Source organism: Acinetobacter sp. yr461 (assembly GCF_900110445.1).
GTDB classification, from domain to species: Bacteria; Pseudomonadota; Gammaproteobacteria; order Pseudomonadales; family Moraxellaceae; genus Acinetobacter; species Acinetobacter calcoaceticus.
Map to the genome: position 1 here is coordinate 710,368 of NZ_FODU01000001.1, position 14,037 is coordinate 724,404.

Consider the following 14,037-nt stretch of genomic DNA (forward strand, 5'->3'; position numbering starts at 1 on the left):
GCCGTCGGCTCGACCTACTTTTGTTTCGGCAAAAGTAGGCAAAACCATTGTCATCCGCAAAACTCGTTGACTACCATCAGCTAACTTAATAAATCGCAGAAACAATATTTTATTAACGGAGTCCTGTCTCAAACAATTGCGGATGACGTTTCCGAGTATCATATTTCTTGTTGAACTCAGATTAATTAATAAAATCAAGTTGTAAAAAAGGTTGTCATCACGACAACCTTTTTGCTTTTTGTATTGTTAAGCTACTTGAGCTTGAATAGAAATATCCTGTGCAAGCCATTCACGAACATTAATTTGTGCAGGAATAAAGTTCCACCGATAGAGAAAATCACTCAAGTCTTGTAAGGCAATAATAGAAGTCTCATCAAAGTTGGTGTTCAGTTTTAGATGAGCATTTTCCCCATAAGCTGCATGAACCCATTGCTCACTACTATTACATTCTTTTGCCAAATAACGATGGGTTTCATCGGCGTGTGCATGTGCCCATTGTTCTGCTTGTAAAACAGCATCGACAATCGATTGTGCTTGCTCTGGATAGTGCGTTAGAAAATCTTCATCGACAGTAAGTGTTCTTGGTGTGCCATTATTGGAGCGTAGAATAGGGTCTGGATGTGAACCAATATCAATAATGGTATGAAGTGCAAAATCATGAGCAATTTGCGCAGCATGTGCACCTTTTAGAAAAATAGCATCGACATCACCTTTAATTAATGCCACGATCTCTGCACTTGCATTGATTTTATTGTGATTGCCATAAAAACTAGAATCATTTTCTGTAGGCTGTTGTTGCTGTGCGGATAAAATATCTGCTCGTAAACAATCGACTAATTCAAGATCGCTCACCTCCAGATTTACTGTTTTTAAGGCATTTTCTAACCCCCGAATAGCCTGTGCACGCGAGAAATCAATAATTGCATCTTGATTCAGTGGAATTCCAAAACGTTTACCTTTTAGGTCGGCAACAGTTTTGATGTTTGAATCATAGCGTGTTAACAACAATTGAACTTCATCAGCCCAAGATAAGCCAATCACTTTAGTTTTTTGACCAGATGCATAGGCCCAGATTGCAGGAATACTCCCGCCATGTCGAACTGAGTTGGCAAGGGTATGGTTAAAATGAGAGTTACGAATATCTTTGGAATTTGATTCTCGAATTGATTTAATTTCAATCTGTTGCTCATTAAACTTTTCTTTGAGCCAACCTTTTTGAATAGAAATACCTAGGCCTGTTGGTACTGGGCAGCGCGTATACCAAAGTGTGTTTAATGGTTGAGTTTGAAGTGTTGTCATCGTGACATCCTTTTGTGGTTTTTATGCTTTAAAGCAAAATTGATGCCACTCAATAATTTATTGATATTTAATGATTATTTTTAATATCGTTTTTTATGATGTTGATATATCAAATTTTGTTGCGATTACAGCAAATCATTTACGCTAGTGTTTTAAAATCAACACCCCCATAAACAGTTAACTATAAAATTAATATAAAACAATAATTTAAAATCTTTTTAGAGATCATTAATTTGGCATGAATCTCGCAATAAAACGGAATCTTAAATTTTTACTATCTTTTATGTTTAAAAATTATCCATTATTACGAAGTTTGGCTTTATACCGTTTTATGCCATTTCGTTTCTTATTGACGGCGACCTTATTTGTGATTGCAAATATAGGGTTAGCACTCCAACAATATTCAATCGGACATGCGATTGATACTTTAAAACACAGTGAGCGAGAAACCTTATTTCAGCATGCTATCTCTGATCCTTTAAACCCTTGGTTTTGGTTCATTCTACTTGCGAGTATTGCTGGTATTAGAGCTGTTATTCAGTATTTGGCAGGGCTAAGTGCTTTAAGCATTGGTCAGCAGTTACTCAGTATTTTGAGAGAAAGAATCTTTAGCCAAGTGCAGCATTTAGATGTTTCATGGCACTGGAAACATGGGTTAGGAGAGGTGCTATCTCGAACAACCCGTGATTCAGATAAATTAAAAGAAGCTCTTATTAATTTTTGGCGGCAAGTGTTTGAATCAAGTCTTGTTGTTACTGTAACCGTTGGACTCTTGTGTTGGTACCATCCTTGGCTCGGCCTAGTCCCTTTATTATTTATTTTTTTAGGGCTTTGGGTCCTCTTTAAACTGACCAATCAATTGGTGGCGCTGGATCATCAAGTCGCATCTGCCTACGAAAAAGTCAGCGATACCTTAGCCGAGAGCGTGAATGGAGTTCGGGTAGTCAAAGCTTTTCAACTCGAAGAGAAACTTTTACAGCGTTTTAATCATGCCGTAGATCTATTTATTCATCACTCTATTCAAACCATAAGCACAAGTGCAAAACGCTTGCCTATTCCTCAAGTGATTATTGCGTGTTCTTATTTATGGGTGATTGGCTTTGGTGCTTATTTAATTGGCCAAAACGAGTTGCAGGTGGGGCAGTTTGTAGCTGCGATACTCATGGCAAATTTATTGGTGTTTCGTATTGAAAGCATTGGTCAGGTCTTACAAATTTTTGCTGATGCTCGTTCTTCGGCAACAAGAATATGGCAAATGCTTGATGAAAAGTCTGCAATTGAAGATCAACCACACCATTTGCCGTTGCAATGGCGTGATGGGTTAAATATTAGATTAGAAAATGTAAGCTTTCAGGATAAAACAACACAAAAGTTTATTTTAAAGCAATGTCATGTTGAATTTTGTGCAGGTGAAATCGTCACTATTGTAGGTAAAACTGGCTCAGGTAAAACGACTTTGATGAATTTACTTAATCGGTTTATTGACCCAACAGAAGGGCAAGTCCTGATTGGTTCTGAGCAACAGGGATGGATCAATATCAAAGATTTAAGCCTGTTTGAATTACGCCATTTGGTTCAGATTATTCCCCAAGAAAATTTCTTTTTCAGTGGCACATTGGCAGACAACCTAAGAATTGCTAAACAAGATGCAACTGAGCAAGAGATGCGAGATGCTTTACATTTAGCTTCTGCATCCGAATTATTACAACGGCTTGACGATGGATTAAGCACTTTGATTGGAGATAAAGGCGTTACTTTATCTGGAGGACAAAAACAACGGATTGCTTTGGCTCGCTCCATCTTAAAAAACTCGCCAATTTTAGCCTTAGATGACTCAACCAGTGCTTTGGATTCGACTACAGAAAAACAGGTTTTACAACGACTATCAGCGCTTTCTGATAGTGGAAATCATTTTAAGAAAACCATCATTATCAACTCCAATAAACAAACCACGATTGCGTTATCTGACCGAATTATTGTTCTAGATCAAGGGCAAATTATTGCTCAGGGAACACATAATGAATTGGTACAAAGTTGTTCATTCTATCGAGAGTTGATGGGTTTTGAGTTGCCACAACAGGAGCTTAAAGCATGAATACAAGTGTTAAAAATTTCCGTCCATTCGCAAAATCAGCCGATCTACAAATCGAAGAAAATTTGGCAAAGACCTCAATTCATAGAGGGATGTTAGCAAAACTTATTCCTTTAATTTATCCCATCCGTTACTTGCTACTTGCTTTGATTGCAGTAGAAATTTTGCAAGTGATGAGCGTTTTTGTTCGGCCTTGGGTGGTGAAATACATTTTAGATTCGGGCTTTCAACAAATTGCTGGGAAAATGGTGCTACATCAGCCCGTTTTATTGATTGCGATTAGTATTTTAACGTTGAGTTGGATTTGTCGTTTTGCCTTAGCGGGGGTATCAAAATATTTGTCAGGCCGAGCAGCTTTGAAAGTTATTAATGGTTTAAGACGTTCTTTGTTCCAGCATATTCAAAGTTTAAATATTGGCTATTTTGACCGTACTAAAGCTGGCAGGATTATTTCGCGGGCAGATCGTGACGTGGATACTTTAGAACCTGTTTTAATACAAGGACCACCAGAATTACTTTCAGCAATTTTGCGTTGTGGTCTGGCTTCAGTTCTTCTTTGGCATATCTATCCACCATTTTTCTGGTGCTTATTTGTAACTTTACCAATCTTATTTGGGATGACAGCCTTTTTTAAAAAGTCATCGCAAAAACACTGGGGTCGAGTTGCAGAGGAACGCAGTCGATTTACTGCCCATTTGGTTGAAACTGTAAATGGCGCAAAAATCATCCAGCAGTTAAATTATACCGAAACAAATCAATCCCGTTATCAGGATTTATTAAAAGATTTTAATAACTCTATTATTTATGGCAGCAAGCGGACCAGTTGGTTTGCACCCTTTACAGGGTTACTTTCGACTGTAGCCACAGCCGGATTTATTGTGATTGGTAGTTATGCCTATAGTGGTGGAATGATTAGTATTGGTCAGTTCGCCGAAAGTATTTTCTATGTGTTTTTATTCTTAGCTCCCTTACAGGAACTTACCGATTTATTTGAACGTTATGCAAATGGGGCCGCATGTGCGCAACGAATATTTTTACTTTTAGATACGCAATCTAGCATTCAAGAACAACCAAATGCTGTGAAGCTTGAACAGTTGCATGGTCATATTCGATTTCAGTCGGTAGATTTTGCCTATACCCATAAGCCCGTTTTACAAAATTTTAATTTAGAGATTGAAGCAGGGAAAGTAATTGCGATTGTAGGGCCAACAGGACATGGGAAAAGTACGATTGTTCAGTTGTTAACGCGGTTTTATGAACCTCAACAGGGCGGAATTTTTCTAGATCGTTACCCCATCCAAAATATTCATCTTGCCAGTTTAAGGCAGCATGTGAGTATTGTTTTACAAGATAATGTTTTATTTAGTGGAACGATTTTAGATAACTTGCGTCTAGTTCAACCTAATGCTTCAGATCAAGTGCTTATCTCGGCAATTGAAGACTTGGGGGCAGATGAGATTTTGCAACAACTTCCGCAAGGGTATTTCACTGAAGTAGGAACCCTCGGTAAAAACCTCAGTCATGGGCAAAGACAGCTGGTTTGTTTGGTTCGTGCATATTTAGCAAATCCTAAAATATTAATCTTAGATGAAGCTACTTCAGCAATCGATATTTATACCGAGCAAAAAATACAATATGCGCTCAAACGCTTATGCCAAAATCGAACATGTATTGTGATTGCACATCGGCTGAGTACGATTCGTGAGGCCGATAAAATTGTCGTGATCGAAAACGGTCATGTTGTAGAGCAAGGTTCACATGAACAGTTAATACAGCAAGAAACAGCATATTTTCAGTTATATCAGTCGTATCTTCAAAATCAACTGGTCTAAACATCTTCGAAATTTGAAACTGTAGTTTTATAAACATTTTTTTGAATCATTGTTTAAATTTAAACAATGATTCTTTTGTTTTAATTAATTAAATTATTGATAATGAAATATAAAATATTTGGCATTGGCTTTGCTATATCGGTCTAGATCGTTAAGGAAGCTCATATGCGTACATATTTTTCTCAATTTATTATTCAGTCCTCACTTTTTGCACTGAGTGCACTTACTGCTTCAATTGCTTTGGCAAACGACCAAAAGAATTTGTCAGAGAAAGAGGATGTCATCACATTACAATCTGTCGTTGTCACAGGCTCTAGACGGGCAATTAGCAATTCTCTCGATGCACCTGCACCCGTTGATATTTTAACTGCCAAAGAGTTACAAGAGACTGGGGCAACTGATTTGGCATCAGCATTAACACGGTTGTCTCCTTCGGTGACTTTACCCAGTTCTCCTGCAGGCGGTTTTGGCGCATCGGTTCCGCCAAGTATTGCACTAAGAGGATTATCTGCGGATCAAACTCTAATTTTAATTAATGGAAAACGTCGTCATACATCAGCATATTTCACCCGCCAAGCCTATGCAGGTGGAAGAGGCGCGGCGGTAACTGACCTAAGTTTAATTCCAGTGAGCGCGATTGAGCGTATAGAAATCTTACGGGATGGTGCTGCTGCACAATATGGATCAGATGCAATCGCTGGTGTCGTTAATATCATTTTGAAATCACGAGATCATGGCGGTGGAGTGAGCTATCAAACGGGTGGCTACACTCAAGGAGATGGTGAACAACATAAAGTTAATCTTTGGAAAGGTTTTGCACTCCCTAATGATGGTGCATTGACGGTTGCATTAGATTTAGGCAAGCGTGACGCTGCAAGTAACACGGCCCCAGATACACGAACTTTTTATGATGGTTCAACCAAGGCACAATATACAGAACAAAATACACCCTATAGAACATGGAAATTTGGTTCACCCGAACAAAAAGATCAAATCAATGTAACGGCGAATTTAGATTTACCTTTGACGGATGACGTTGCACTTTATGGTTTTAGTAGTTATGGACATCGTAAAACAATAGGGGAAAACTTTTATGAGCCCCCAACAACCAAAACAGTACTGAATCAATCCAGCTATTTTAAAGAACGTTATCCAGATGGACGCTCGCCATTGAGCTTAGTCACTGTAGATGATTTTGCTACAACAGTTGGAGTTAAAAAAGGAGAGCAGAAGTCAGGTAAATATGATCTTTATGCAACCTATGGGCAAAATAAAGTCAGCACAGAACAAGGCAATGGCATTAACCCAAGCTACGGCTCAAATTCCCCTTCAAACTATGACTTGGGCGAAAATATTTTTTCGCAATTAAATACAGGGCTAGATTATAGCCATGATATTGCAATTGACTGGTTAGCAAGTCCACTCACGTTGTCTACAGGGGTTTTATATCGTTGGGAACAATATAAGCAAAATGCAGGTGATCCAATTGCCTATACCCGAGGCCCATATTTCAATCCAAGCACAACTTTGGGAGTTGGTGTTCCGGGGATATATGCCGGAATTACAGACCAAGATGAAAGAAAAATTAGTCGCGATGTTTATGGTGTCTATCTAGATTTAGAAGCAGATATTATTAAAAACTTGAATGTGGGTGCCGCTGTTCGAAGTGAAAAATATTCAGACTTTGGTTCAACTACAAACGGAAAATTATTTGCTAAATATGATATATCACCTAAATTTACGGTACGTGGTTCAGTAAATACAGGCTATAGAGCGCCGTCATTGGCACAGCAGGGCTATTCGGCTTATAGCGTACAAACGGTGCAGACCCCTTCAGGTTGGCAAGATGTGCAACAAAGAACTTTAGTTGCAGGCAGTGAGGCAGCTTTACTGATTGGTGGAACTTCTCTTAAACCTGAGAAATCAACGAATTACTCTTTAGGTTTTGTTTGGAAACCTCTTGCCAATACATCGGCAACTTTAGACCTTTATCAAATCGATATTAAAAATCGTATTTTGCTTTCAGACAATATTACTGGAAGTGTAATCACCAATGCTTTTGCCAATACAGCGTATTCAAACATTGCCAATGTGGCGTTCTTTAATAATTTACTCGATACACGTACCCAAGGCGTAGAGCTCGCGCTTAAACATGATTTAAACCTTGAACAATATGGCAAGTTAAATCTGAACCTAGGTCTGGCATATAACAAAAATGAAATTACCGAAACTAGAGATTCTATTACTGCAAAAGGTGAGCGAATTCCGGTTTCAAGCATTGCAGGACGAAATACACAAAGCCTCATTGAGTCTGCTGCACCGAAAACAAAGCTAACGCTTGGCGCACTTTGGTCAAATCAAGCATGGAGCGTGAATACAGCTGTCCGTCGCTACGATAAATGGACCACCTTAAATAATACCAATACTGCATTAGACCAAACCTTTGACCCACAGTGGATTGCAGATTTGGATATTGGCTACAAAGCGGATGCATTCGTGAAAGGTCTGAAATTCAATTTAGGGGCGATCAATTTATTTAATAGCCATCCTGATCAAGCGAAAGATTCTTCGGTCGGCAACATCGTCAGATACAGTTTTAATGCGCCTGAAGGAGCATTTGGAACGTATTTATATGGCCGCGTAAGTTACGAATTTTAAATCAAAAATGATGAAACAAATTTTAAGGTAAATGACAATGCAACATACTTTTTTATCAACGTTATGCAAGTTTTCTTTAATCACAACGGTGTTAACTTCGAGTTGTTTGGCAAATGCTCAACAAGCTCCAGCGCCTAAAGATCAATATGGAGATGGCCGAGTTTCTGAGTTTTACGCATGGAAACCAATTATTCCAAATCAAGCTGGAAAATTATTAAAAACAGAAGCTATTCATAATCCTTATATTCGTTTGGCAAATGACAGTCAGGCTATTCGGATCCTCTACAGTTCTACAAGTGGTAAAGATAGCAAAACACCTATTGTGGTTTCAGGAAGTATTCATTTACCCAAAGGAACGCCACCTAAAGAAGGTTGGCCAGTGGTGTTATGGGCGCATGGTACTGTAGGCTTGGCCGATGCTTGTGCGCCGTCTTGGAGTGGACGATCATACCGAGATGTACAATATTTAAATCGTTGGCTTAAAGAAGGATTTACAGTCGTTGCCACAGATTACGAAGGCTTAGGTGTTGCAGGGCCGCACTTGTTAATTAATAACCCAATGCTGGCTTATAGTATTTTAGATAGTGGTAGAGCTGCTTTAAAAACCAAGTTACCACTTGCTAATAAGTTTGTGATTGTTGGTCAATCTCAAGGAGGCGCTGGGGCTGTTGCGGCTTCTTCCTATTCGGCAACCTACGCACCTGACTTAAATATTAAAGGTTCAATTGGTACAGGCGTGATTTATCAAGATCCTGAAGCGACGCCTGAAAAAAATCAGTTGAAGTTAAATCCTTACGAAGTCAGTCCATCACTCGCTTATGGCATCTATAGTCTTTTAGTGACACAAAGTTTATATCCAGAGATTAAAACAGAAGATATTTTCACTCCTGAAGCTGCTCCTTTAGTTGAACAAGCAAGAAATGCCTGCTTAACAAGTTTTATGGGAGATATTCAAACTGCAGGGCTTTCGCCAGCGCAAGCATATAAATCCAATCCGCCGGCAAACTATAAAAAGCTCCAAGAGAAACAGTCAAATGATTATGGTTATTACCCTACATTAAAAATCAGTCACCCATTATTTATTGGAACAGGGGCAAACGACCGAACACCAGATGCTCGTTCTCAAATGAAGCTGGTGGCAGATGCTTGTAAAGCCGGTACAGTGGTCGAAGGCCATTTGTATCATGGCTTAGGCCATAGCGAAACTGTTAATGCTTCATTAAAAGATTCAATTCCGTTTGCTAAAAAGGTGATTGCGGGAGAGAAAATTCAGGCTGTTTGTAAACCTGACTTGCAATAAAAGATAAAATAAAAATTTTCTCACTGAGGAAAATCTTTATTTTAAAAAGCCGCTCTTCAAAGATTTTGAATGAGCGGCTTGATTCTTTAAATGGTTAAGCGATTTGTTTTAATCTTTTGGCTGCCTCTTCACGTACAGCAGGAATGATATAGCGGCCATAATCGACCGTATCATAGATAGGATCGTAGCCACGATTTAAAAAGGTCGTAATGCCTAAATCTACATAATCAAGTAATGAGGCAATAATGGTGTCTGGCGTACCAACTAGGGCAGTCGTATCTCCATAAGCCCCTACAGCAGTTGCAGTTGGCATCCATAATGCACGGTCATGTCGATCACCTTGCTGTGCAGCTGCCAATAAACGCTGTGAACCAATGCCTTTGATCTTATGTCCCGATAATGTGCCGTTATTTTGAAAAGTCGGATTATTCTGAATGTCTGTAAGAATCTGTTCTGCTCGTTGCCAAGCAAGTTCTTCGGTTGTACCAATAATAAGACGTACAGATAAGCTAACAGGAGGCTGCGGTTTATTGGCTTTTTCTGCTGCGAGCTTCAATTTAGTAATTTGCTCTTTTACTCCAGCCAGTGGTTCACCCCATAGTGAATAAAGATCTGCATGGCGGACTGCAATATCATAAGCAATATCAGATGAGCCACCGAATGAAATCGGGATTGTACCGTTGACTGGTTTTAACGGGCAAAACGCATTATCCAACTTAAAATATTTACCTTCATAACTAATAGGTTGATCGCTTTTCCAAAGTTTCTGGATGATATCCAGATATTCACCCGTCCGCTGATAGCGCTGAACTTTATCAACAATATAATCTCCCTCTTGAGGCTCAGCTGTAATTCCAGTAATTGCATGTAACCTGATTCTTCCACCACCAGTTGTATGGTCAAGCGTAGCAAAAGAACGTGCAGCAAGATTTGGAGTGAGGAGTGCAGGACGATGGGCAATCATAAATCCAAGACGTTCTGTATGTTGGGCAAGGTATGCCGCGATTTGTGCACTGTCTGGACTGCTTGGTCCGCTAGCAATTAAGACTTTATCAAAACCAGCATATTCATGGGCCCGCGCATGGTAACGTAGATATTCGAGGTCAATTTTATGGCCAATTCGCGTTCCTTTGGTTTCAGACCATTGGTTGGGAAAAACCATACCAACAAATTCGATGCTCATTATTAAACCTATTTTGTGGATTTTAAATGAATGAGCAAAATAAATGCCAAGCTTTACGCCTATATAAATCAAATGTTGTAGTGGTTTATAATTATTTTAATGTTTGGATTTAATCAAAAAGATAACATTGTATTTGAGAAGCAACATATCATAAAAAGAGAATTGTGTTTATTTTTAATTTATAAGAGAAAATATTTTTAGAATAAAATAGGTGAATTTTGGATTAAATATATTTATTTGTTATTTATTAAAAAACACCCTGAAATGTAATATAGCCTTTTAGAATGCTTATATCATAAGTTTTATGGGGCAATTATGAAGACCTTTTTAGATAATGATTATAAAGTAATTACTTTGCCTGATAATGGTGTTCCTGTAAAACCAATAAGAGCAAAAGCAATTATCTTTTCAGATCAAAACTCCCGTAAATTATTAAATCAAGTGGAAACTATTGCTCCAAGCTCTGCCAGCGTCATCATTCAAGGTGAGTCTGGAACAGGTAAAGAGTTAATTGCACGTGAAATTCATTTGAAAAGTGATCGTAAAAATAAGCCTTTTCTTGCGGTCAATTGTGGTGCTTTGGTCGAGACTCTTGCCGAGTCTGAACTGTTTGGCTATGAAGCTGGCGCTTTTACGGGTGCAAACAAAACTCGAGCTGGTATTTTTGAAACAGCCGATGGTGGTACTTTATTTTTAGATGAAGTAGGTGAGTTGCCTCTATCCTTACAAGTTAAGCTGTTAAGGGTGTTGCAAGAAAAAGAAGTGGTACGTGTGGGTGGTCGAAAACCAATTCCAATTAATGTCCGTATTTTGTCGGGGACGCACGTCGATCTACGTAAAGCTGTAGCAGAAAATAAGTTTCGTCTAGATTTATATTATCGCTTGAACGTGGTTGTGCTTAATATTTTGCCACTGCGTGAACGTAAAGGAGATATTTTACCTCTGGTTGATTTCTTCTTAAGTTCATACTCTCAGAAGCTGATTACTACTAAGCCAAACATCAGTGATAGAGCAAGAAATGCACTGTTGAACTATAGCTGGCCCGGCAACATTCGTGAGTTAGAAAACAATATCCATTATGCTTTGCTCGTGAGTGGCGGCAAAACAATTGATCTTGAGCACTTAAGATTTTCTGAGGAAACGGGTTCCGCTGTGTTACCCGATAATGACCTTATTCAAGAGTTTGAGAATATCTTAAAACGTCTTTTTCAGGAATATGATGGGGAAGCTTGGCATATTATTGAAGATAAAATTGTAAATACTGCATTTTCAAGTTGCTGGAATAATCAGGTTAAGACCGCAAAAATGTTAGGTTTATCGCGTAATGTTTTGCGTAATCTTTTATCAAGATATAACTTATTACCTAATAAGAATGAAAATGAAATCGCTTAATGATTTTACATAGAAAAAACATCCATTTTTTAATGGATGTTTTTTTGCGTTGTGAATTTTGTGACCCATAAACCCAATTCAAAAAGCAGCCACATTGGGACTGCAAGAGCAAGCATGCTAAAAACATCAGGAGGGGTAATAAACATTGCAATAAAAAAGAAGAATACAATGATGTGTTTGCGATGCGCTTCTAGCTGTTGAATAGAAATAAGACCAATGAAAATAAGAATATAAGTTAAAACTGGAATTTGAAATGCTAGACCAAAAGCCAGAAAAAGCTTTAAACAAAAATCTAAATAGCTATTAATGTCCGTCATGGGTAATACATTGTCTGGTGATGCCAATACGAAAAACTTTAAAGCGAGTGGCAAAATTAAAGTATAGGCAAACACAATTCCTAGATAAAATAAAAGGTTACTCGAAAGCACAAGTGCTATACCGAATCTTTTTTCTTTTTGATAAAGTGCGGGAGCAACAAATTGCCAAAATTGATAAAGAATAAAGGGAATACTTAATAAAATCGCAAAATAAATATTGAGTTTAAAAGGTGCTAAAAATGTACTCATGACATCTGTTGCAATCATGGTGGAGTTGCTAGGAAGTAATGAAATTAAAGGATGAGCAAGAAAATGGTAGTTCTTTTGAGCAAGCGGAAGTAATAATAAAAAAATCGCTAAAACTGCACCAATGCTATAGATCAGCCGTTTTCTTAATTCTTTTAAATGTTCGCTATATTTCATTTCAGTGAGGCTTTCACTGACAATATGCTCCGTCATGCGGCTTGATCCTCACTGAATTTATTGGTTGTTTTAAAGTGAGCTAAAAATGGTGTCTTTAACTCATCTTGTGAACGGGTATAGATATAGTCCTTGATGCGCCGTGCTTTGGTTTTTTGTTCCGTAAAAACAGATGTTTGTACATTTTCAATTTCTTGTTGCATGAGAGCGAGTTGTTGTTTGAGCTGCTCTTCATTTTGTTTTATTTTTTGCAGCTCTTCTTGCATGACTCTCTTAAGTTCGATCAGGTCAAGTTCGTTTTCAATATCATTTTGAATTTTATTGATTTGGGTTTTAACTGCTCTATATTTTAGGAGGACTGATCTTAACGTGTGAGGAAGCTTTTCAGGCCCTAAAATAATAAGCGCAATAATCGCAAAAGCTAATAACTCTCCAAAACTGATATTAAACATAATAATAAATCACTCATATTTTATTTTGTTTTTCATTATGTGATTCGAGTGGGCTGATATCTTTGTATTGCTGGTTTTGCAATAATTTTTGATCATCAGAATTAACCGAGTCTTTAAAATCTTTAATTGCACCACCTAAGTCTTTACCTAGGTTTTTTAACTTTGAAGTTCCAAACAATAAAATAACAATAACTGCGAACAGTAAAATATGCCAAATAGATAAACCCATTTTCTTCATCCTATATTATCTAAAATAAAAAATATTAATATCACGATATTATCTGTTTTCTAAATCATATTAATATCGATCAATATTCAAATTAATTATGCTGTGTGATCTAGCATATTAAGTGCCTGATTGCGAAAACCAAATAAAAGTTCACTTTCTTTATGACGAGGATGTGTCAGCGGAACATGAATAATTTCTTTAATTTTTCCTGGTCGGGCTGACATGACAATTACTCGGTCTCCAAGATAGACAGCTTCTTCAATATCATGGGTGACTAAAATCATAGTGATTTTTTCGTGTTGCCAGATACGCTGAAGTTCAGCTTGTAAATGACTCCGTGTGATGGCATCTAAAGCGCCAAACGGCTCATCCAGAAGTAGAATATCGGGTTTATTGACGAGTCCACGGGCAATTGCAACACGTTGTGCCATGCCACCCGAAAGCTCATGTGGATAAGCCTTTTCAAAACCCTTCAGCCCGACAATTTCTATGTGTTCATTTACCTGTAAATTTCTTTCTTCACGGGTGAGTGTAGTTTCTTCAAGCGCTAAATGGATATTTTCAAAAACAGTAAGCCACGGAAGTAATCGGTGCTCTTGAAAGATTAAGCCGCGTTTTAAATCTGTGCCTTTTATCTGGGTTTGATTCAGTAAAATTTCACCGTCATAGTCTTGATCTAATCCAGCAATAAGACGTAGTAGTGTTGATTTTCCACAGCCACTACTGCCAACAATCGAGATAAATTCACCTTGCTCAATGTTGAGGTTAATACCATCTAAAACGGTCAAAGTATTTTGATCACGCTGAAAAGATTTATTGAGTTTTTTAATTGAAAGTAGAGAGAAGGACATATTAATTCCCGA

At 37.9% G+C, this 14,037-nt stretch carries 11 protein-coding genes; 5 read left to right on the top strand and 6 right to left on the bottom strand.

Annotation, left to right across the window (positions count from 1 at the left end; translation table 11 throughout):
* Positions 1-246: 246 nt before the first annotated feature.
* Positions 247-1,299: an ABC transporter substrate-binding protein gene (locus BMW38_RS03490; protein ID WP_092705834.1), complete on the bottom strand. Its 1,053-nt coding sequence runs from the start codon at positions 1,297-1,299 to the stop codon at positions 247-249.
* Positions 1,300-1,582: 283 nt separating this feature from the next.
* On the opposite strand from BMW38_RS03490, the gene BMW38_RS03495 reads away from it, so the two are divergent.
* The 4 genes from BMW38_RS03495 to BMW38_RS03515 all read left to right on the top strand — a co-directional run bounded on the left by BMW38_RS03495 (position 1,583) and on the right by BMW38_RS03515 (position 9,181).
* On the top strand, positions 1,583-3,394 hold the full coding sequence (locus tag BMW38_RS03495; protein WP_092705835.1) for an ABC transporter ATP-binding protein: 1,812 nt from the start codon (positions 1,583-1,585) through the stop codon (positions 3,392-3,394).
* Complete coding sequence (locus BMW38_RS03500; protein ID WP_092705836.1) at positions 3,391-5,223, top strand: ABC transporter ATP-binding protein; 1,833 nt, start codon at positions 3,391-3,393, stop codon at positions 5,221-5,223. The genes BMW38_RS03495 and BMW38_RS03500 overlap by 4 nt, the downstream gene beginning before the upstream one ends.
* Before the next feature lie 165 nt (positions 5,224-5,388).
* Complete coding sequence (locus BMW38_RS03510; RefSeq protein ID WP_092705838.1) at positions 5,389-7,881, top strand: TonB-dependent receptor plug domain-containing protein; 2,493 nt, start codon at positions 5,389-5,391, stop codon at positions 7,879-7,881.
* 88 nt (positions 7,882-7,969) lie between these two features.
* A complete protein-coding gene (locus BMW38_RS03515; protein ID WP_092706124.1) occupies positions 7,970-9,181 on the top strand; it encodes a lipase family protein in 1,212 nt (403 codons plus the stop codon).
* A 94-nt stretch (positions 9,182-9,275) separates the two neighbouring features.
* On the opposite strand, the gene BMW38_RS03520 is transcribed toward BMW38_RS03515, so the two are convergent.
* Positions 9,276-10,364, bottom strand: coding sequence for an LLM class flavin-dependent oxidoreductase (locus BMW38_RS03520; protein ID WP_092705839.1), 1,089 nt, complete (start codon positions 10,362-10,364; stop codon positions 9,276-9,278).
* A gap of 315 nt (positions 10,365-10,679) precedes the next feature.
* Between BMW38_RS03520 and BMW38_RS03525 the strand changes: the two genes are divergently transcribed.
* A complete protein-coding gene (locus BMW38_RS03525; protein ID WP_017390729.1) occupies positions 10,680-11,756 on the top strand; it encodes a sigma-54 interaction domain-containing protein in 1,077 nt (358 codons plus the stop codon).
* Between the two features lie 29 nt (positions 11,757-11,785).
* On the opposite strand, the gene tatC is transcribed toward BMW38_RS03525, so the two are convergent.
* The 4 genes from tatC to BMW38_RS03545 all read right to left on the bottom strand — a co-directional run bounded on the left by tatC (position 11,786) and on the right by BMW38_RS03545 (position 14,025).
* On the bottom strand, positions 11,786-12,532 hold the full coding sequence (gene tatC / locus BMW38_RS03530; protein ID WP_045432324.1) for a twin-arginine translocase subunit TatC: 747 nt from the start codon (positions 12,530-12,532) through the stop codon (positions 11,786-11,788).
* On the bottom strand, positions 12,529-12,945 hold the full coding sequence (gene tatB / locus BMW38_RS03535) for a Sec-independent protein translocase protein TatB (RefSeq protein ID WP_092705840.1): 417 nt from the start codon (positions 12,943-12,945) through the stop codon (positions 12,529-12,531). The genes tatC and tatB overlap by 4 nt, the downstream gene beginning before the upstream one ends.
* A 13-nt stretch (positions 12,946-12,958) precedes the next feature.
* On the bottom strand, positions 12,959-13,174 hold the full coding sequence (locus BMW38_RS03540) for a Sec-independent protein translocase subunit TatA (protein ID WP_045432320.1): 216 nt from the start codon (positions 13,172-13,174) through the stop codon (positions 12,959-12,961).
* Between the two features lie 95 nt (positions 13,175-13,269).
* Complete coding sequence (locus tag BMW38_RS03545) at positions 13,270-14,025, bottom strand: ABC transporter ATP-binding protein (protein ID WP_092705841.1); 756 nt, start codon at positions 14,023-14,025, stop codon at positions 13,270-13,272.
* Positions 14,026-14,037 lie beyond the last annotated feature (12 nt).